Source organism: Streptococcus nidrosiense, assembly GCF_042140045.1.
Classification (GTDB): Bacteria; Bacillota; Bacilli; order Lactobacillales; family Streptococcaceae; genus Streptococcus; species Streptococcus nidrosiense.
Genome location: NZ_CP152419.1, coordinates 180001 through 200535, shown reverse-complemented (window position 1 = coordinate 200535; position 20535 = coordinate 180001). Strand labels below are relative to the sequence as shown.

Annotated in this window: 16 protein-coding genes, 2 tRNA genes, 2 rRNA genes and 1 pseudogene (1 of these 21 only partly in view); 14 read left to right on the top strand and 7 right to left on the bottom strand. The window is 40.0% G+C overall.

Features of this window, described 5'->3' with window-relative positions; all coding sequences use genetic code 11:
- Positions 1-6: 6 nt before the first annotated feature.
- The gene (gene mprF, locus AAFQ93_RS00955) at positions 7-2532 is read left to right on the top strand and encodes a bifunctional lysylphosphatidylglycerol flippase/synthetase MprF (RefSeq protein ID WP_223140255.1); all 2526 of its coding nucleotides are present in this window, start codon (positions 7-9) and stop codon (positions 2530-2532) included.
- A gap of 214 nt (positions 2533-2746) precedes the next feature.
- On the opposite strand, the gene AAFQ93_RS00950 is transcribed toward mprF, so the two are convergent.
- The gene (locus tag AAFQ93_RS00950; RefSeq protein ID WP_241768466.1) at positions 2747-2881 is read right to left on the bottom strand and encodes an HAD family hydrolase; all 135 of its coding nucleotides are present in this window, start codon (positions 2879-2881) and stop codon (positions 2747-2749) included.
- A 97-nt stretch (positions 2882-2978) separates the two neighbouring features.
- Here AAFQ93_RS00950 and AAFQ93_RS00945 point away from each other — a divergent pair, with 97 nt between their 5' ends.
- The 7 genes from AAFQ93_RS00945 (at position 2979) to rpsD (ending at position 10897) form a co-directional block, all read left to right on the top strand.
- Positions 2979-3743: a nucleoside phosphorylase gene (locus AAFQ93_RS00945; RefSeq protein WP_301559178.1), complete on the top strand. Its 765-nt coding sequence runs from the start codon at positions 2979-2981 to the stop codon at positions 3741-3743.
- 32 nt (positions 3744-3775) lie between these two features.
- Positions 3776-5155 carry a TrkH family potassium uptake protein gene (locus AAFQ93_RS00940; protein WP_045762638.1) on the top strand — a complete coding sequence of 460 codons (1380 nt, stop codon included), beginning with the start codon at positions 3776-3778 and terminating at the stop codon, positions 5153-5155.
- Positions 5156-5168: 13 nt separating this feature from the next.
- Complete coding sequence (locus AAFQ93_RS00935) at positions 5169-5834, top strand: TrkA family potassium uptake protein (protein ID WP_301559177.1); 666 nt, start codon at positions 5169-5171, stop codon at positions 5832-5834.
- Between the two features lie 157 nt (positions 5835-5991).
- The gene (locus tag AAFQ93_RS00930) at positions 5992-8220 is read left to right on the top strand and encodes an SSURE domain-containing protein (RefSeq protein ID WP_375555383.1); all 2229 of its coding nucleotides are present in this window, start codon (positions 5992-5994) and stop codon (positions 8218-8220) included.
- Positions 8221-8343: 123 nt separating this feature from the next.
- The gene (locus tag AAFQ93_RS00925; RefSeq protein WP_375555382.1) at positions 8344-9042 is read left to right on the top strand and encodes a response regulator transcription factor; all 699 of its coding nucleotides are present in this window, start codon (positions 8344-8346) and stop codon (positions 9040-9042) included.
- Entirely contained in the window at positions 9039-10091 is a 1053-nt protein-coding gene (locus AAFQ93_RS00920; protein WP_375555381.1) for a sensor histidine kinase, read from the top strand. Before AAFQ93_RS00925 ends, AAFQ93_RS00920 begins: the two co-directional genes overlap by 4 nt.
- A gap of 194 nt (positions 10092-10285) precedes the next feature.
- On the top strand, positions 10286-10897 hold the full coding sequence (rpsD, locus tag AAFQ93_RS00915) for a 30S ribosomal protein S4 (protein ID WP_000092756.1): 612 nt from the start codon (positions 10286-10288) through the stop codon (positions 10895-10897).
- Positions 10898-10992: 95 nt separating this feature from the next.
- Here the strand turns inward: rpsD and AAFQ93_RS00910 are convergent.
- The 6 genes and pseudogenes from AAFQ93_RS00910 to AAFQ93_RS00885 form a co-directional block, all read right to left on the bottom strand.
- Positions 10993-11238 (bottom strand): annotated as a pseudogene (locus AAFQ93_RS00910) (tyrosine-type recombinase/integrase); the annotation flags it as partial.
- 293 nt (positions 11239-11531) lie between these two features.
- A complete protein-coding gene (locus AAFQ93_RS00905; RefSeq protein WP_375555380.1) occupies positions 11532-12632 on the bottom strand; it encodes a DUF6287 domain-containing protein in 1101 nt (366 codons plus the stop codon).
- A gap of 6 nt (positions 12633-12638) precedes the next feature.
- Entirely contained in the window at positions 12639-13376 is a 738-nt protein-coding gene (locus AAFQ93_RS00900) for a hypothetical protein (RefSeq protein WP_375555379.1), read from the bottom strand.
- Between the two features lie 10 nt (positions 13377-13386).
- Positions 13387-14187: a hypothetical protein gene (locus tag AAFQ93_RS00895; protein WP_375555378.1), complete on the bottom strand. Its 801-nt coding sequence runs from the start codon at positions 14185-14187 to the stop codon at positions 13387-13389.
- Positions 14188-14327: 140 nt separating this feature from the next.
- Complete coding sequence (locus tag AAFQ93_RS00890) at positions 14328-14765, bottom strand: thiol-disulfide isomerase (protein WP_375555377.1); 438 nt, start codon at positions 14763-14765, stop codon at positions 14328-14330.
- Entirely contained in the window at positions 14758-15597 is an 840-nt protein-coding gene (locus AAFQ93_RS00885; protein WP_375555376.1) for an excalibur calcium-binding domain-containing protein, read from the bottom strand. Before AAFQ93_RS00885 ends, AAFQ93_RS00890 begins: the two co-directional genes overlap by 8 nt.
- 186 nt (positions 15598-15783) lie before the next feature.
- Here AAFQ93_RS00885 and AAFQ93_RS00880 point away from each other — a divergent pair, with 186 nt between their 5' ends.
- From AAFQ93_RS00880 to AAFQ93_RS00855, 6 genes are all read left to right on the top strand, one after another.
- Complete coding sequence (locus AAFQ93_RS00880) at positions 15784-16110, top strand: helix-turn-helix domain-containing protein (protein ID WP_375555375.1); 327 nt, start codon at positions 15784-15786, stop codon at positions 16108-16110.
- Between the two features lie 403 nt (positions 16111-16513).
- Entirely contained in the window at positions 16514-16978 is a 465-nt protein-coding gene (locus AAFQ93_RS00875; protein ID WP_223140124.1) for a sigma-70 family RNA polymerase sigma factor, read from the top strand.
- 72 nt (positions 16979-17050) lie between these two features.
- Positions 17051-17122 (top strand) — tRNA-Glu (locus tag AAFQ93_RS00870).
- A gap of 242 nt (positions 17123-17364) precedes the next feature.
- Positions 17365-18910, top strand: a 16S ribosomal RNA gene (locus AAFQ93_RS00865).
- Between the two features lie 50 nt (positions 18911-18960).
- A tRNA-Ala gene (locus tag AAFQ93_RS00860) sits at positions 18961-19033 on the top strand.
- 126 nt (positions 19034-19159) lie between these two features.
- Positions 19160-20535, top strand: a 23S ribosomal RNA gene (locus AAFQ93_RS00855); it runs 1524 nt beyond the window's last position.
- The 16S and 23S rRNA genes sit together here with 2 tRNA genes alongside, the layout of an rRNA operon.

The following is a 20535-nucleotide window of genomic DNA, read 5'->3' as shown; positions in this document are numbered from 1 at the left end:
TTGCAAATGCTTTTGAATTGGCTTAAAAAATGGCAAACACTTATCAAACTCGTTTTATTTCTGTCTATTACTAGTCTAGTTATTGTAGAGATAACTAGACTTTTTAAAACAATTTCGTTTGATAAGATTAAAGAAATACTGGGAGGACTGTCTCCACTAAATGTCATCTGTTTAGCATTGTTTGGTTTTATGGCCGTTGCGCCAATGATCATCTATGATAGAATCTTAAATCAAGAGCTTCATCAAAAACAAAAAATTTCTTACTTACTCGAAACTAGCTGGACTATTAATAGCTTGAATAATATGATTGGTTTTGCCGGTTTGGTGGATGTTGGTTTACGATATTCTTTCTATGGAGATGAAGAACGACCTGAAAAAAGTATGCCGGGGATTTCTCGTGTCATTCCTTATTTCATGAGTGGATTCTCACTGTTTGCTCTAATCAGCTTAGTTTTAACAGGGTTATTCCCTGTATCAATTGGGATTAAACAGTATTGGCCAGCTCTTTTAGGAGCTAGTCTCTATCTTCCAATTGTACTATTTGTTTCAAATAGAAAAAATTGGGCTTATTTTGGTCAGCTGAGTGGAAGAACAATTTTATCATTAGTATTGGCTTCAGCTCTTGATTGGGCTAGCATCATTGGTTTTTTCCTTTTAGTTGGATCTGTTTTAGGGTTTCATTTACCGATTTATGACATCATCCCCCTTTTTATGATTGCGATTACAATCGGGATTATGTCAATGATTCCTGGTAGTCTAGGTAGTTTTGATTTAATTATGGTATCTGGTTTAGTTGGCCTTGGGATTGATAAGACTCAGGCACTAAGTTGGTTACTTTTATTTAGGTTATTCTATTATATTCTTCCTTTTGGTTTAGGAGTTGTTCTATTCTTGAAAAATATGGGTGGACGACTTAATGAGAAGTATTTAGGAATTCCACACAAGGTCATTGAGACTTTATCCACTATTGTATTAGTTTGGGGGTTACGACTTTTTGGCTTCTTTTTTATCGTTTCAGCTATAGTTCCTCAAGAATTAGAGCATCTTCCTTTGCTTAAAGATCTTGCAACTAGTACTGGTCAGTTTGTTTTTCAACTTCCTAGTATCCTTCTCGGTGTTCTATTCTTTCTGCTAGCAAGAATAGTCAAACGACGATTGAAATTTACCTTAGCACTTACGACTGGACTAGGTTTGGTTAGCCTTGTTTATTTGAATATTGGTTCTTTTTCTTTAATAAGTAGTATTTTCTTAATCAAACTTTTATCTCTCATTTGGTGGAAGAAAGATACATTTGTTCGCAGGCATTATATCTATGTTTGGGAAGATTGTTGCAAAGATATTATTTATATTGGTGGAACGCTCTTTTTGACACTAGTTTTGCTAGGGCATTTGAATCCTCATCATGTGTTTCAGTTAAACCATTTCTCTCACGTAATGACACATTGGCTTTATCTTCTTAGTGTGTCCCTTGTTTTGGTGTCTCTATATGTGTTGCTTCTTCGTAAAAGTAATCAATTCAAAGGGGAAATTGGAGAAAGCTTTGATAAGCAACGTTATCAAGATTTTGTTAGTACAATACCAAATCTCAATTTAGATGCGGCCTTAGCTTTTTTAGGTGATAAATACTTATATTGGTACCAAGAGTATGGCCAAGACAAAGTGGTGTTCCAATTTGCAATTGAAAACAACAAGTATGTTGTCATGTCGGATCCACTAGCGCAGTCGGGCTATTTAGAAAAAGGCTTATCACAGTTTTTAGAAGATGCAGAGGCTGCAAATGTAGCTGTTATTTTCTATGAAGTTAATCAAGAAACGACGCTCTTGCTTCATGAATATGGGTATGACTTTATGAAGTTTGGCGAGACTGCTCAGGTGCCATTAGAGAGATTTACAATCGAAGGGAAACATGGGAAGAAATTTAGAACGATTGTTAATAAGTTGGAGAATAAGGGATATCAATTTCAAGTTTTAGAACCTCCCTTTGATGAGGATTTGCTAAGCGTCCTTAAAGAAATATCGGATAGCTGGTTAGATGGCCGCCAAGAAAAAGGTTTTTCACTTGGTTACTTTGATGAAAAGTATATTCAACTAGCACCGATCGCACTTGTAAGGGATAAGGATGATAACGTTCAGGCTTTTGTTACTTTTTTAGCAAGTAACGGACCTGAAGAAGCCAGTATTGATTTGATGCGCTACCACTTAAGGACAGCCCCTGATGGTATCATGGATTATCTTTTTGTAAACTTATTACTTTATTTTAAAGAAGAAGGAGTTATCTTCTTTGATTTAGGTATGGCACCCTTGTCAAATGTAGGAACTGAGAAACATAGTTTCTTACAGGAAAAAGTGGCTTATCTCATCTATGCTTTTACCAATCGCTTTTATTCCTTTAGTGGTCTTAGACAATATAAACAAAAGTTTAATCCAATCTGGGAATCGCGCTATGTTGCATACCCCCGTGATACATGGTTGATACTAGATATGCTAGCCATTTATAGAGTTGATAATCGAAAAGTAAAGAGATTATCGTAATAACTATTAGTTTTAAACAGTATATGATGACTTTCGATTTTTTGCATGACTAGGCACTTAGTTTAAGTCTTTATAATCTTATTGAAACAGTAATAGCAGATTTTCGGTCAAATATGATTTGAACCTTTGCAAAAATAAACTGCACCTCACAGTTAGAATTTTTAGCTTAACTGTAGGGTGCAGTTTTCCTTTATGTGTCTATTTTAAATAGTTTCTAAATCCGGACATAGGTTTCAACAGCTTGTCTAGCCCCGTTTTCATTGTTGGTCTTTGTCACAAAGGCTACTCCATCTTTCAATTCTTGAGGAGCGTTGCCCATGGCAACACCAATTCCAGTTTTTTTGAGCATAGGGGGTCATTGCCTTAAGATAAGTTTTTTATTTAGACTTCACTTTGACTTTCTTTCTGCTTTTGATATAATAGTAAAAATTTAGAGGAGGTATTCTATGATTCAGAAACACGCTATTCCTATTTTAGAGTTTGATGACAATCCTCAGGCAGTCATTATGCCCAACCATGAAGGTTTAGATTTACAGTTGCCAAAGAAGTGTATTTATGCGTTTTTGGAGGAGGAAATTGACCGCTATGCTCAGGAAGTGGGAGCAGAGTGCGTTGGGGAGTTCATTTCTGCCACTAAAACCTATCCTGTTTATGTTATGGACTACAAAGGTGAAAAAGTGTGTTTGGCCCAGGCTCCTGTTGGTTCTGCACCAGCAGCCCAGTTTATGGATTGGTTGATTGGCTACGGTGTGGAGAAAATCATTTCCACCGGTACTTGTGGGGTGCTTACTAATATAGAAGAAAATGCCTTTCTAGTTCCAGTCAGAGCATTGCGTGATGAAGGAGCCAGCTACCATTATGCGCCACCATCTCGTTATATGGATGTTCATGTAGAAGCTGTTTCTGCCATCGAGCAAGTCTTGGAACAACTAGGTGTCCCTTACGAAGAAGTCATGACCTGGTCGACAGACGGATTTTACCGAGAAACCACTGAAAAAGTTGCCTATCGCAAGGAAGAAGGCTGTGCAGTTGTAGAGATGGAGTGTGCAGCTCTAGCGGCAGTGGCTCAACTTCGTGGAGTTATCTGGGGTGAGTTGCTGTTTACGGCTGATTCATTGGCAGATCTTGATAACTATGACCAGCGCGATTGGGGTGCGGAAGCTTTTGAAAAGGCGCTAGAACTCTGTCTTGAGATCGTTAGTCATATGTGAGTATTCTCAGCTTTTTGTGGTACAATGTAGCTATGTTATTAAAATTAATTGTTGAAAAAATAAATACCACTTTGGGGCGTTTATCACCTGCTCGGCGAATCTTTTTAAGCTTTGCTTTGGTTATTTTTCTAGGTTCCCTCCTGTTGAGTCTACCACTCGTACAAGCTCCAACATCTCATGCCGGTTATTTTGATCATTTGTTTACAGCTGTATCCATGGTCTGTGTGACAGGACTGTTTACCTTACCTGTCGCTTCTACCTACAATGTTTGGGGGCAGCTGATTTGTATGGTCTTGATTCAGATTGGTGGTTTGGGGCTCATGACCTTTATAGGAGTCTTCTATATTCAAAGCAAGCAAAAGCTAAGTCTTCGAGGTCGTGAAACGATTCTGGAGAGTTTTAGTTTTGAAGAAACTCAGTCTTTGAAGGATTTCCTACGTTCCATCTTTTTGACGACTTTTTTAGTAGAAGGTTTAGGAGCCTTTCTACTGAGTTTTCGTTTTGTCCCCGAGTTTGGTTGGGGCCGAGGAATTTTTACTTCCATTTTCGTAGCAATTTCAGCTTTCTGTAATGCTGGATTTGATAATTTTGGAAGTACAAGTTTAGTAGCTTTTCAAACTGATCCTTTGATTAATTTAGTGATAGCAGGCTTGATTATTACGGGTGGTCTAGGTTTCATGGTTTGGTTCGACTTGGCTACCCAATTAGGAAAGAAGAAAAAGCGTCGTCTACGTTTCCATACTAAGCTAGTCCTCTTCTTAACAGCGGGGATTTTATTTGCTGGAACAGTTTCAACCCTCTTGATAGAGTGGAACAATTCGGGAACGATTGGCAATCTCAGCTTCCCAGATAAATTGCTGGTTAGTTTCTTCCAAACTGTCAGCATGCGGACGGCAGGATTTGCGTCTATTGATTTTACTCAGGCTAGTCCTGTTACCTTGATGATCTATATTTTGCAGATGTTTCTGGGTGGGGCACCTGGCGGTACAGCAGGGGGACTAAAAATCACAACCTTCTTTGTCTTGTTGGTATTCGCACGCAGTGAACTTTTAGGGTTACCTCATGCCAATGTAGCACAGAGAACGATTGAACCTCGGACAGTCCAAAAATCATTCAGTGTCTTCATTATTTTTTTATTGACTTTTCTGGTTGGCTTGATTTTACTAGGAATAACAGCAGAAGGGAATCCGAAATTTATCTATCTGATGTTTGAAACAATTTCAGCGCTTGCCACGGTTGGAGTAACTGCTAATTTGACACCAGAATTAGGCAAATTAGCTCTCAGCATTGTCATGCTACTGATGTTTATCGGACGAATTGGGCCACTGACGCTATTAGTCAGTTTGGCTGAGTATCGACCAGATAAGAAAGATATGATTCACTATATGAAAGCAGATATAACCATAGGATAAGAAAGGATAAACTATGTCAGATCGGACAATCGGAATTTTAGGTTTGGGTATTTTTGGGAGTAGTGTTCTGGCTGCTCTCGCTAAGCATGATGTAAATATCATAGCCATTGACGACCATGAGGAACGAATCAATCAATTTGAACCGGTCTTAGCGCGTGGCGTTGTTGGTGACATCACAGATGAGGACCTCTTGCTATCAGCGGGGATTGATACTTGTGATACAGTAGTCGTCGCAACTGGTGAAAATCTAGAGTCTAGTGTTCTAGCAGTCATGCATTGCAAGAGTCTGGGTGTATCGACTGTTATTGCTAAGGTTAAAAGCCATACAGCAAAAAAAGTCCTTGAAAAAATAGGTGCAGACTCAGTCATTTCACCAGAGTTTGAGATGGGACGCTCTTTGGCACAGACGATTCTCTTCCATAATAGTGTAGATGTCTTTCAGTTAGACAAGAATGTCTCAATTGTAGAAATGAAAGTTCCTGTATCGTGGGTAGGAAAGAGCCTTAGCCAATTAAATCTTAGAGGACGGTACAATCTCAATATCCTCGGTTTTCGTGACTACGAAAATGCTCCTTTGGATGTACAGTTTGGACCAAATGATCTATTGAAAGCTGACTCCTATATCATGGCAGTGATCAATAACCAATATTTGGATACCCTAGCAAGCCTCAGTGAGTAGAAGAGGAATGACTATTCTTTTTTTCAATGACTATTGAGTCAATATAAGTATTTTATAAGAGGGATTTAAGAAAAATTTTAACTTTTTCTTAATCCTTTTTAATTTTAGGAGATTATACTAGAGTCATCAAATAAAGAAAAACTCTAAGGAGAATCCTATGAAATTCAATCCAAATCAAAGATATACTCGTTGGTCTATTCGCCGTCTTAGTGTCGGTGTTGCCTCAGTTGTTGTGGCCAGTGGCTTCTTTGTCCTAGTCGGGCAACCAAGTTCTGCACGTGCCGATGTGGTCAATCCGACCCCTGCTCAAGTCGTGCCAGATACAGATTCGGTGAGTGCAAAGAGCGACTTACCAGCAGAACTTCTCAAAGAAGCAGTCGATACAGCTCTTCCTTCAGAGCAGGCAGACTCAGCACCTAAAGCAAGCTTGGATACTACAAGCTCACCAGAAAAAGCGGATGTAGCTGCTAAAGACCAAGTGGTAGCGCCAAAAGAAGAAGTGCAAGCAAAACCTGAATCTAAGAAAGAAACAGAAGATGTGGTTAAACCTGCGACAAATCCTGCGCCTGCAGTTACTGGACAAGACCGTGAAGCAAGTGAAGATCAACCAGCAACCACTCCAGCCGAAGTGCAAAAAGGTGTAGCCGACAACACTAAAGACACGGTAGACGTCCCAGCTACATACTTGGATAAAGCCAATTTCCCTGGTCCATTCACAGCCGGTGTTAACCAAGTCATTCCATACGAATTCTTCGCTGGCGACGGCATGTTGACTCGCCTTATCTTGAAAGCCTCAGACAAGGCTCCATGGTCAGACAACGGTTCAGCTAAAAATCCTGCTCTTCCACCAGTAGAGAAATTGGGCAAAGGCCTTTACTTCTATGAAGTAGACTTGGCAGGTACCCAAGGCAAATCTGACAAAGAGTTGCTTGACTTGTTAAAACAAAACGGCACACAAAGCTATAAAGCAACTATTAAAGTGTATGGTGCGAAAGATGGCAAAGCTGACTTAACTAATCTTGTAGCCACTAAAAATTTGGATGTCAACTTGAACGGCTTAACCACCCCGGCTGAAGTTCAAAAAGGCGTGACTGATAATACCAAAGACACAGTTGATGTTCCAGCTACTTACTTGGACAAGGCTAATTTCCCTGGCCCATTCACAGCCGGAGTCAACCAAGTGATTCCATACGAATTCTTCGCTGGCGACGGCATGTTGACCCGCCTCATCTTAAAAGCATCCGATAAGGCCCCATGGTCAGACAACGGCTCAGCCAAAAATCCGGCCCTTCCACCAGTAGAGAAATTGGGCAAAGGCCTTTACTTCTATGAAGTAGACTTGGCAGGTACTCAAGGTAAATCAGATAAAGAGTTGCTTGATTTGTTAAAACAAAACGGCACTCAAAGCTATAAAGCTACTATTAAAGTGTACGGTGCGAAAGATGGCAAAGCAGATTTGAGCAACCTCGTAGCGACTAAGGATTTGGATGTCAACTTGAACGGCTTGACCACCCCTACTGAAGTTCAAAAAGGTGTGGCCGACAACACCAAAGACACAGTAGATGTCCCATCTTCTTACTTGGACAAGGCTAACTTCCCAGGCCCATTCACAGCCGGAGTTAACCAAGTCATTCCATACGAATTCTTCGCCGGCGACGGCATGTTGACTCGCCTTATCTTGAAAGCCTCAGACAAAGCCCCATGGTCCGACAACGGCTCAGCCAAAAATTCTGCTATCCCACCAGTAGAGAAATTGGGCAAAGGCCTTTACTTCTACGAAGTAGACTTGGCAGGTACCCAAGGCAAATCTGACAAAGAGTTGCTTGACTTGTTAAAACAAAACGGCACTCAAATCTATAAAGCTACTATTAAAGTGTATGGTGCAAAAGATGGCAAGGCCGATTTGACAAATCTGGTAGCGACTAAGGATTTGACAGTGAACTTGAATGGACATCAGTCTCTTATTCCGATGCAGTCAGGTTTCGTTCCATCTTCTAATGGTTCAGCTATGCCGACTCCAATGATGAATAGTCATCAAGGTGCTTCTAATATGAAAGCTCAAATGCCAGCTGCTAGCCTGGATAAGATGATGCCTAACAAAGAGCAAGATAAAACCATGAATGCTAGCCAGCCTATGGTAACACCAAGTATGAAACAAGATCAAGTTTCAGCAGCCTCAAGCAAAATGTCTGATGAAGGCAAGATGGCATCTAATAACAAGGTATCAAGTCCAATGATGACTGATCAAATGAAAGACAAAAAAGACATGCTTCCATATACTGGTGAAGCCCAAACATCAATGGCTACTCTTGGATTCTTTGGACTCGCCTTGGCAGGACTATTAGGTGGCCTCGGTTTGAAAGCTAAAAAAGAGGAAAATGACTAGTCTAGTTACAGACTTTCTATCTAGGATTTGAAAAATCCAGATATCGTTTAGAATGTTCGTAAAGAGATAAAAATAGTGTTATACTATTGTGGTATAGCACTGTTTTTTTCAAAGGAGATACAGATGGGAAAGACAATTTTACTCGTTGACGACGAGATAGAAATCACAGATATTCATCAACGTTATCTGGTTCAGGCAGGATATCAGGTTTTGGTAGCTCATGATGGGGTAGAGGCCTTAGAAATCTTCAAGCGAAAACCGATTGATTTGATCATTACAGATATCATGATGCCTCGGATGGATGGTTATGATTTGATTAGCGAAGTTCAGTATCAATCTCCAGATCAGCCTTTTCTCTTTATAACGGCTAAGACCAGTGAGCAGGACAAGATTTATGGCCTGAGCTTGGGGGCTGACGACTTTATTGCCAAGCCCTTTAGCCCACGTGAGCTGGTTTTGCGTGTCCACAATATCTTGCGTCGCCTTCATCGTGGAGGTGAGACAGAGGTTGTCAGTCTCGGGGATTTACGGATGAATCACGGTAGCCATGAGGTCCAAGTCGGAGATGTGGCGCTTGATTTGACAGTCAAATCCTTCGAACTTCTATGGCTTTTAGCCAGCAATCCAGAGCGGGTTTTCTCTAAGACAGATCTCTATGAAAAGGTCTGGCAAGAAGACTATGTGGATGATACTAATACCTTGAATGTTCATATTCATGCATTGAGGCAGGAGTTGGCTAAATATGCCAGTCCAGAAACGCCCACCATCAAAACCGTCTGGGGTTTGGGCTACAAAATTGAGAAAGCACGAGGTAGTCAATGAAATTAAAAAGTTATATTCTAGTAGGTTATATCATTTCAACACTCCTAACAATTATCGTAGTTTTTTGGGCAGTCCAGCGAATGTTAATTGACGAAAGAGAGATTTATTTCCTAGTGGGAATGACTCTCATGGCAAGTTTTGTTGGTGCTGGGATTAGTCTCTATCTCCTATCACCAGTCTTTACTTCATTGGGTAAACTGAAGGAACATGCCAAGCGAGTAGCGGACAAGGATTTTCCTTCAAATCTTGATGTTCAAGGGCCTGTGGAATTTCAGCAATTAGGCCAGGCTTTTAATGAAATGTCCCATGATTTGCAAGCAACCTTTGATTCCTTGGAAGAAAGCGAACGAGAAAAGGGCTTGATGATTGCCCAGTTGTCGCATGATATCAAGACCCCCATCACTTCGATCCAAGCGACGGTAGAAGGGATTTTGGACGGGGTTATCAAGGAAGGAGAACAAGCCCATTATTTAGCAACCATTGGACGCCAGACAGAAAGGCTCAATAAACTGGTTGAGGAGTTGAATTTTTTGACCCTAAATACAACTAGAAATCAGGAGAAGACGACTGGAAAAGACAGCATTTTTCTGGATCAGCTCTTGATTGAGTGCATGAGTGAATTTCAATTTTTGATTGAGCAGGAGGAGAGAGATGTCCACTTGCAAGTGATTCCTGAGTCTGCACGGATTGAAGGAGATTATGCCAAACTTTCTCGTATCTTGGTTAATCTGGTTAATAACGCTTTTAAATACTCTGCACCAGGAACCAAGCTGGAGGTGGTAGCTAAACTGGAGAAGAGCCAGCTTTCAATCAGTGTGAAGGATGAGGGACAGGGGATTGCCCCAGAGGACTTGGAGAATATTTTCAAACGCCTTTATCGTGTCGAAACTTCGCGTAATATGAAAACAGGTGGTCATGGCTTAGGCCTTGCGATTGCGCGTGAATTGGCCCATCAATTAGGTGGAGAAATCACAGTTACCAGCCAGTACGGCCTAGGAAGCACCTTTACCCTCCTTCTCAACCTTTCTGGTAGTGAAAATAAAGCTTAACCCCCCTTTACAAATCCAGCGATTCATGGTAAAATGGATTTTGTGTGAAATATCAGCAGGAAAGCATGAAGCTCGTCAACAGGTGTCTTATAATAAGTAACCTTGGCTGTTTAGGCGAAGGGCATCTGCACGAATCAGGGCTTTCTAAGTGACTATTTCCACCGAAATATTATTTATATCAGGAGGACATTCACATGTCACGTTATACAGGACCATCTTGGAAACAAGCTCGTCGCCTTGGCCTTTCACTTACAGGTACAGGTAAAGAATTGGCACGTCGTAACTACGTACCAGGACAACACGGACCAAACAACCGTTCTAAATTGTCAGAATACGGTTTGCAATTGGCTGAAAAACAAAAACTTCGTTTCACTTACGGTGTAGGTGAAAAACAATTCCGTAACTTGTTCGTACAAGCTACAAAAATCAAAGGCGGAATCCTAGGTTTCAACTTCATGCTTCTTTTGGAACGTCGTTTGGATAACGTTGTTTACCGTCTTGGTCTTGCGACTACTCGTCGTCAAGCTCGTCAATTCGTAAACCACGGCCACATCCTTGTTGACGGAAAACGCGTTGATATCCCATCATACCGTGTAACCCCAGGTCAAGTGATCTCAGTTCGTGAAAAATCATTGAAAGTTCCAGCTATCCTTGAAGCAGTAGAAGCAACTCTTGGACGTCCAGCATTCGTATCATTCGACGCTGAAAAATTGGAAGGTTCATTGACTCGCTTGCCAGAACGCGATGAAATCAACCCAGAAATCAACGAAGCACTTGTCGTTGAATTCTACAACAAAATGCTTTAATTTTAAGATTTGTTTTACAAAAAGCCTACAACAGTGGGCTTTTTGCTTTGTCTTAAAACGTTGATTTCTGGGTTTGTCATCATTTTTGTCATCACTCATAATGAACTAACAGCTTTCTCATAAAATGAGACGGCTGTTTTTGCTTTTTCTTTGGAGAGATGACTGTAAGTGTCCATGGTCATAGCCAATGTGGAATGACCTAAACGGTGCTGAAGTTCCTTGTAGGGTATTCCAGAGTTAAGCAATAAACTAGCGTGTGTGTGCCTAAAACTGTGGAATCCAATATTAGGTACACCAGCATGTTTGAAACGTGTGTTTAAACGAGTTGCTAGTGTTTTATTGATTCGACTATCAGTTTTTACTGTACAACTGTATCAATTTATCTTTTTATGTTTGTGATTAGTAATGCGCGTGATAATGGGAATTCTAAAGGTCGATTAAAAAATAGAATAGTAATGGCTGTATGTGAATTTTGTTATTCAGCAATTACTCTCTATATCAAAAATATGTTAGTAATGTGGAATTGTCTGAAAGAGATTCATGTGATATAAAGGATATACAAAATCCCTGCAATGAGTAATTGTAGGGATTTTCAGATGTTAAGGTATATTTTATAAGTAGAGTCAATTGTAATTTAGTCTGTTTTATAAAAAACTTGTTCTGAGCTAGTTAGAGCATTTTGTCCAGCTATAATTCTAATTTTTGTTTTATCAGATTTATCTTCAGCCGATATTAAACGATTATTTTCAAAACGTTTAAAGGGGATACTTATACCAGGAGGATAAATTTCTATTCCGTATCCTGTAGGTCCTGTTCTGACATCAAGTCCTATAACTCCTTCGTTTGAAATCCCTGCTTTACTTATCTGTCCTCCTTTTACTAAACCATTCTTATTAAATACTAATTCGTATCCTGTTTCATTCCTCCAAGTACCAGCTATACTTGAGTAGTCTCCATGTAGAATAGCCTGTGAGTCAATTTCTTGTGTTGTACTTTCTGTGTGCTTTTCTTCTGTTGGAATCGTGATAAGTGTAGCATCAGTAGCAACCCAGAATTGAAATTTTTCAGAGTCTTCCATGATTTTGACTGTGAAAGTAACGGTTGCTCCTTCTTGCCATCCCTCAATCATAGATTTCTTAATTTGTACTTGTACACCAGTAATAGGTGCATTGCTAGCTTCTACCCAAATAGTATGATATGTATTTAGAGCTTTAAAATGTCCTGAATATTCTTCCCAATATTCCTGACGTATCAGTTTGGTTGTGAAGCGGTAGAGTTGTCCTGTTTTAAGTGTGCCGTCATTTTCCATATCCCTAAGTTCTTCTGCTGTAGTATCAATAATACTAGTTTCCGTAGCTCTTGTGGTAGATGAAGTGGATGAGGAAGAGGTGGATGATGAGGAGGAACTAGAAGAAGTAGAGGAAATTTGTGGAGAAGAATGATTTTCTATTATTTCTGTGCTACCATTTGAGTTATTGAAGAGGAAGAAAGTTGTTCCAATAATGATAAGGGACAGAAGTGAAATTAGAGCTATGACAATCCATTTTTTATTGTTCTGTAGTAAAGGATAAATAACTATCTGATTCTGATTTCGGTAAACTTCAACAGTATCATTTACTTTTGGAACAAAAGATAGTTCATGAATAGGAATAGTTATTGTCTCATTTGTATTAAGTAGTATAATTACATGTTTATCTGAGACGTGAATGATTTTGTTCTGTGTTTTGTTTCTCATGTAGTATTAGTTTTCGTACATATAGGCAATCAGGTATGGTAAAGTCTTTGTAGCTTTAAAGACAGTTTCGTAACTCTGTCTTCCTGTAGCCAATCCGTACAGTGTAATATGGTCATCTTCTGCTATGACTCTATTATTGTATTCAGCTGGAATAGAAACTAAGATAATTTTATCATAGTCATCATTAATAGCTACTCGTAGTGTGTAGGATTTACCGTCCTCCATAGCTTGTAAAACTTTACCATAGACTTTTACTTTAGTATTTAATTCTATCTCATCATGATTCCACTTGTTATAATCTACTTCACTATAATTTGATTTATCGCTATCTATAGTAATCTTAGTTTTTGATGGTACTGAGGATGAGGAACTGGAACTACTTTCCTTTAAGGAAGATGAAGAGGTGGAGCTACTTTTTTTGGATGATGAAATTTGTTTTGATGTTGAACTTGAAGTTGTTTGATTGTTTGAAATTTGTTCTTTAGTACTTATAAAACTTATAACAATAATTACAAACAGTAGTAGTAGAGTGACTATAATTCCTATTTTTTTAGATTGGCCTTTTTTCCCCATTTTTCTTTTGTTGGCGTCAACTTTTATGACAATGCCTTCATAAACTTCTACATAATCGCCAATTACAGGTTCAAAGTCACAATTCTCGATATTGATTTCCTTTAAACTTCCATCTTCGTATCCTACATAAATAGTGTCTTCGGTTATTCTAATAATTTTTCCTATGTTCATTGGTGCTCTCCTATTTTAATATTCCAGAAAATTTAACTTCATCAGGTGCCATTACGTATCGATTTACAGCGACTTCTTCATCGCTGAGAGTGTAATAGAATCTAGGACTGTTTACTCCGTGGGATTTGGCAATCTTATACAAAGATTTATTTAGTGCACTAATAATTGCTCTGAGTTCTTTGTTTGAATACGAAGCATTATTTTCTGTCAAAATAATTTTGATACCTGGTGTTACTGAAGTTTTTTCCATTTCGAGCATATTGACTCCTAATTGTGTATTCACTTTATCTACACCAGTTTGAATTGCGTTATAATAAGCATCTAAGTCAATCTTTTTAGTTTCTTCTTTAGATTTGTTTTCAGATTCTTTAGATTTTTTCTCAGCTTCCTCTTGTAATTTTTTCTGTTTTTCCCGCTCTTGTCGCTCTTCCTCTTCTTTTTGTTCCTCAAGCTTCTGTTTAATATTTTCAATTTGCTTATTAAGTTTTAATTCTACTTCGTTTACACGATTAGATAAACTGCTAAATTTGTATTCATAATCGTTTTTGTATGTTTCCTCTAGTTTATTAATCTCCTTTCTAACAGATGCTAATTCACTATCGTCAGAAACGAGTTTTAAAGCCTCTTCTAGTGTTATGTTTGATTTATTATTTTTTGTATTGCTTTCCAGTGTTTCGACTAGTTTAGTAACGCGCTCAGTATCTTCAGCATATTGTTGCTTATTATTATTTGTATCTACACAAGAATAAAAGGCGCATAAAGAATAGAATATCAACGCAAATCCTATAAAGTATTTAAAAATTTTTCCCATATTTGTCCTCCTAACATATAGTTGTATAATATTTTTCGGTTTTTTCTCTTTATGAAATAGCAACATCAAGATTATCTAGTTTACAACTTATTCTTAATCTATTTAGTATGATAAAAATATTATCGCAGTTTATTTATTATCTATTCCTTCCTTATAAATGATTCAATTACTTCAACACTAGCTTGACTTGCTTTCGGTAATATGTCATATGCTGTACCATTTGTGAAGTAAGTGAGATTGGGGATTGTTTTGAAACCTACATTTGTTTTGAAGCTATTCCAACTAGTCTTGTCTATATGCTCACTATCCAAGTAATACACGGTTATCTTAGTTTTATCTACTGCTTTTGCTAGCTTTGGAACAAATTCTTGGCAATATGGGCAACTCTCTCTCCCTGTGTATAGGTAAAAGCTTTCTTGATGTTGTATTTTTTGTTCCACAGCCTCTAAACTTATCTTTTGGAGTCTGTTCACAGCTATCTGGTAGTCTGTTTGTGCCAGAGTGGTTAAGTATGCTGTAAATGTGCCAATGATAATAAGTAGTAGTGACAGTAGAATAAGAACTTTTTTCCTATTCATCACATCCGTATCCGTCTTTATCTCTATCTAACCATGGACCGTATTGTGGGTCACTAGCAGGTATGTTTACACGTCCTGCTTTGCGTGCTTCCTTACAGTTTTTGAACGGTCTTAAATTTGATTGTGGAGCAGGTGTAGACGATTGTGTAGGAGTGGTTGTGGTGTGAGATGAAGCTTGTTCTTGCTCTTTTTCTCGTGAAGATGCTTTGCTTTCTTCCACTTTTGATTTAGAGGCTTCGATACTTGCTTTTTCTTCTTCTTGTGCTTTCTCTGTTTTTCTCACTTCACTGATTACTAACGATCCTTTACCGTTTGAATCATATTTTTCTATAGATACTGTATTTCCTGTATAGACCATAAGTTCATTCATTTTCACAGCTAGTGATTCAGGTGTACGAATAAGAAGTTTCTTACCTGTTATGTTGTACTCACGGTATTCATCTTTTTCTTCAATCCCAATTACCTCAGCTTCAACTTCGTAGAGTTTATCTGTGTTAGAGAGTTTGTATGCTATCTCTCTAACTGCTTTGGCTCGTAGTATGATTTTAATTTGTGGGGTATTTAGATAAGCGTCTACAGCTACATGTCCAGTTGGAGACCATTTCTCTATTTTAGAGCTAGTTTCACTACTAGAAGATGAAGTAGAGGAAGATGAACTAGACTGTTTAACTTGTGAAGTCTGATTGACAGAATCATTAGCCTTAGTTTGAGCTTGTGAGTGTTCGGTACTACCGCTAGTTAATAGTGTGAAGAACATAATGAGTATAAGTAATAGTACAAAGCTACCTATAATTTTTTGTTCTTTGCTCATTTCCTTGAGTTTTTTAATCATTTATATGACCTCCTGTGCTTTAACTTTAATTAAATAAATTAATGCATTATTTCCCTATAGTTATAATTATATCACAGAAATTTAAACCATAGAATAAGTTTCTTGTAAAAATTTAACTATAGATAGTGTAAACCAGATTATTTAATCTATAAGATAGATAGTAGATATAACACAGAGGTTAAGAGGATGAATGACATACTAGAAAATATAAGTAATCAAATCCGAGATTTACGAGTTTCAAAGAAAATTACACAACAAGAATTAGCAGAAAGAACAAATTTAAGCGTTCCTTATATTAGTCAAATAGAGAACGGACATAGAAATATATCTTTAGAAACCTTTATCAAGATTGTAGATGCTTTAGATATTCCATTAAGCGATTTTTTCTTACCTTATTCGGTAGTACAAGATACAGAGATGACAGAGCTTCTATTAAAAATTCAGAATTATCCACAGCATAGGGAAATTGTTCAAAAGGTGATAGAAATATTGGAATTAAGTCAGGAAAACTAAAAAGCACCTTAACGGTACTTTCTGCTTGCCTGCTGAACTCATCAATCTTGAAATTTGTACTCTAATTTGTCTACCATTGAGTGAAGTTTAATTTACTCTATTTAATGAAGGAATTATAAAAACTTGATGGAATCAACTTTTATAAAGTATGATGAAGTATAACTTATATAAAATCTATTCTACAACAAAATGCTTTAATTTTAAGATTTGTTTTACAAAAAGCCTACAACAGTGGGCTTTTTGCTTTGTCTGAAAATTAGACCATGAAAAACTAGCAAGCTTTATGTGAATTACAAACTCATAATCAATAACATTACAGACTTGAAAAAACACAAGACAGAAACCAAAGCCCCTCTTTCCCCCTTTCTCTGCTATACTACAAGCAGAGAAAGGGGGAAAGCAAATGCTTGAAAAGTATTATGCGAAGGTAAAAGGAATTGTTCATAAATGTAGAAAAGACTACTATCTCCACCTGTGGGAGAAAGAGGATTGGGACCAAGAAGGCATGATCTGTCTCCATGAACTTCTAGAATATCATCCAGAACTAGTGGAAGAAGAAAAGAAACTCTACGTCTACTTCAAAACAAAATTTCGCAATCGAATCCTTGATAGCGTTAGAAAACAAGAGAGTCAAAAACGTCGCCTAGACCGGATGGCCTACGAAGAAGTAGGAGAAATTAGCCATCGTCTACCAGAAGGAGGATTGTGGTTGGATGATTACTACGCCCTTCATGAATTGTTGAATACTTATAGAAGAAAATTACCAGAAGATAAACAAGAAGCCTACGAACGCCTCTGGGCAGACGAACGATTTAAAGGCCGCAAAGCCCTTCTCAGAGAGCTGAAGGAAACATTACAAGACTTCTAAAAAAAATTAAAAAAAGGTGTTGACAAAGTAAGAAAAGTCGGTATAATAGTAAGAGTTGAAAATAACAACTCCGGTCCGTTGGTCAAGGGGTTAAGACACCGCCTTTTCACGGCGGTAACACGGGTTCGAATCCCGTACGGACTATAGTATGAAGCAGTTGGAACACTGAATGAAAAAAATTAAAAAAAGTTTCAAAAAAGTGTTGACAAGCGAAAGCGACTGTGATATACTAATATAGTTGTCACTTGAGAGAAACGAGTGACAAAGACCTTTGAAAACTGAACAAGACGAACCAATGTGCAGGGCACTACAACTAAGGTTGTAGTACTGAACAATGAAAAAAACAATAAATCTGTCAGTGACAGAAATGAGTGAGAACTCAAACTTTTAATGAGAGTTTGATCCTGGCTCAGGACGAACGCTGGCGGCGTGCCTAATACATGCAAGTAGAACGCTGAAGGAGGAGCTTGCTTCTCCGGATGAGTTGCGAACGGGTGAGTAACGCGTAGGTAACCTGCCTGGTAGCGGGGGATAACTATTGGAAACGATAGCTAATACCGCATAACAGTAGATATTGCATGATATCTGCTTGAAAGGTGCAATTGCATCACTACCAGATGGACCTGCGTTGTATTAGCTAGTTGGTGGGGTAACGGCTCACCAAGGCGACGATACATAGCCGACCTGAGAGGGTGATCGGCCACACTGGGACTGAGACACGGCCCAGACTCCTACGGGAGGCAGCAGTAGGGAATCTTCGGCAATGGACGGAAGTCTGACCGAGCAACGCCGCGTGAGTGAAGAAGGTTTTCGGATCGTAAAGCTCTGTTGTAAGAGAAGAACGAGTGTGAGAGTGGAAAGTTCACACTGTGACGGTATCTTACCAGAAAGGGACGGCTAACTACGTGCCAGCAGCCGCGGTAATACGTAGGTCCCGAGCGTTGTCCGGATTTATTGGGCGTAAAGCGAGCGCAGGCGGTTAGATAAGTCTGAAGTTAAAGGCTGTGGCTTAACCATAGTACGCTTTGGAAACTGTTTAACTTGAGTGCAAGAGGGGAGAGTGGAATTCCATGTGTAGCGGTGAAATGCGTAGATATATGGAGGAACACCGGTGGCGAAAGCGGCTCTCTGGCTTGTAACTGACGCTGAGGCTCGAAAGCGTGGGGAGCAAACAGGATTAGATACCCTGGTAGTCCACGCCGTAAACGATGAGTGCTAGGTGTTAGACCCTTTCCGGGGTTTAGTGCCGCAGCTAACGCATTAAGCACTCCGCCTGGGGAGTACGACCGCAAGGTTGAAACTCAAAGGAATTGACGGGGGCCCGCACAAGCGGTGGAGCATGTGGTTTAATTCGAAGCAACGCGAAGAACCTTACCAGGTCTTGACATCCCTCTGACCACTCTAGAGATAGAGTTTTCCTTCGGGACAGAGGTGACAGGTGGTGCATGGTTGTCGTCAGCTCGTGTCGTGAGATGTTGGGTTAAGTCCCGCAACGAGCGCAACCCCTATTGTTAGTTGCCATCATTCAGTTGGGCACTCTAGCGAGACTGCCGGTAATAAACCGGAGGAAGGTGGGGATGACGTCAAATCATCATGCCCCTTATGACCTGGGCTACACACGTGCTACAATGGCTGGTACAACGAGTCGCAAGTCGGTGACGGCAAGCTAATCTCTTAAAGCCAGTCTCAGTTCGGATTGTAGGCTGCAACTCGCCTACATGAAGTCGGAATCGCTAGTAATCGCGGATCAGCACGCCGCGGTGAATACGTTCCCGGGCCTTGTACACACCGCCCGTCACACCACGAGAGTTTGTAACACCCGAAGTCGGTGAGGTAACCTTTTAGAGCCAGCCGCCTAAGGTGGGATAGATGATTGGGGTGAAGTCGTAACAAGGTAGCCGTATCGGAAGGTGCGGCTGGATCACCTCCTTTCTAAGGATAAGGAAAGCACATTGGTCTTGTTTAGTCTTGAGAGGTCTTGTGGGGCCTTAGCTCAGCTGGGAGAGCGCCTGCTTTGCACGCAGGAGGTCAGCGGTTCGATCCCGCTAGGCTCCATTGGTGAGAGATCACCAAGTAATGCACATTGAAAATTGAATATCTATATCAAATAGTAACAAGAAAATAAACCGAAAACGCTGTAGTATTAATAAAGAGTTTATGACTGAAAGGTCAGAAAAATAAGGTTAAGTTAATAAGGGCGCACGGTGGATGCCTTGGCACTAGGAGCCGAAGAAGGACGTGACAAACGACGATATGCCTTGGGTAGCTGTAAGTAAGCGATGATCCAGGGATTTCCGAATGGGGGAACCCAACAGGTACTACCTGTTACCCATATCTGTTAAGGATATGAGGAGGAAGACGCAGTGAACTGAAACATCTAAGTAGCTGCAGGAAGAGAAAGCAAAAGCGATTGCCTTAGTAGCGGCGAGCGAAACGGCAGAAGGGCAAACCGAAGAGTTTACTCTTCGGGGTTGTAGGACTGCAATGTGGACTCAAAGATTATAGAAGAATGGTTTGGGAAAATCAGCCAAAGAGAGTGATAGCCTCGTATTCAAAATAGTCTTTGTACCTAGCAGTATCCTGAGTACGGCGGGACACGTGAAATCCGTCGGAATCTGGGAGGACCATCTCCCAACCCTAAATACTCCCTAGTGACCGATAGTGAACCAGTACCGTGAGGGAAAGGTGAAAAGCACCCCGGGAGGGGAGTGAAATAGAACCTGAAACCGTGTGCCTACAACAAGTTCGAGCCCGTTAATGGGTGAGAGCGTGCCTTTTGTAGAATGAACCGGCGAGTTACGATATGATGCGAGGTTAAGTTGAAGAGACGGAGCCGTAGGGAAACCGAGTCTGAATAGGGCGTCTTAGTATCATGTCGTAGACCCGAAACCATGTGACCTACCCATGAGCAGGTTGAAGGTGCGGTAAGACGCACTGGAGGACCGAACCAGGGCACGTTGAAAAGTGCTTGGATGACTTGTGGGTAGCGGAGAAATTCCAAACGAACTTGGAGATAGCTGGTTCTCTCCGAAATAGCTTTAGGGCTAGCGTCGACATTAGAGATTCTTGGAGGTAGAGCACTGTTTGGGTGAGGGGTCCATCCCGGATTACCAATCTCAGATAAACTCCGAATGCCAATGAATTATGGTCGGCAGTCAGACTGCGAGTGCTAAGATCCGTAGTCGAAAGGGAAACAGCCCAGACCACCAGCTAAGGTCCCAAAATAATTGTTAAGTGGAAAAGGATGTGGGGTTGCACAGACAACTAGGATGTTAGCTTAGAAGCAGCTATTCATTCAAAGAGTGCGTAATAGCTCACTAGTCGAGTGACCCTGCGCCGAAAATGTACCGGGGCTAAAACAATTTACCGAAGCTGTGGATACCTTTATAGGTATGGTAGGAGAGCGTTCTATGTGTGAAGAAGGTGTACCGTGAGGAGTGCTGGAACGCATAGAAGTGAGAATGCCGGTATGAGTAGCGAAAGACAGGTGAGAATCCTGTCCACCGTAAGACTAAGGTTTCCAGGGGAAGGCTCGTCCGCCCTGGGTTAGTCGGGAC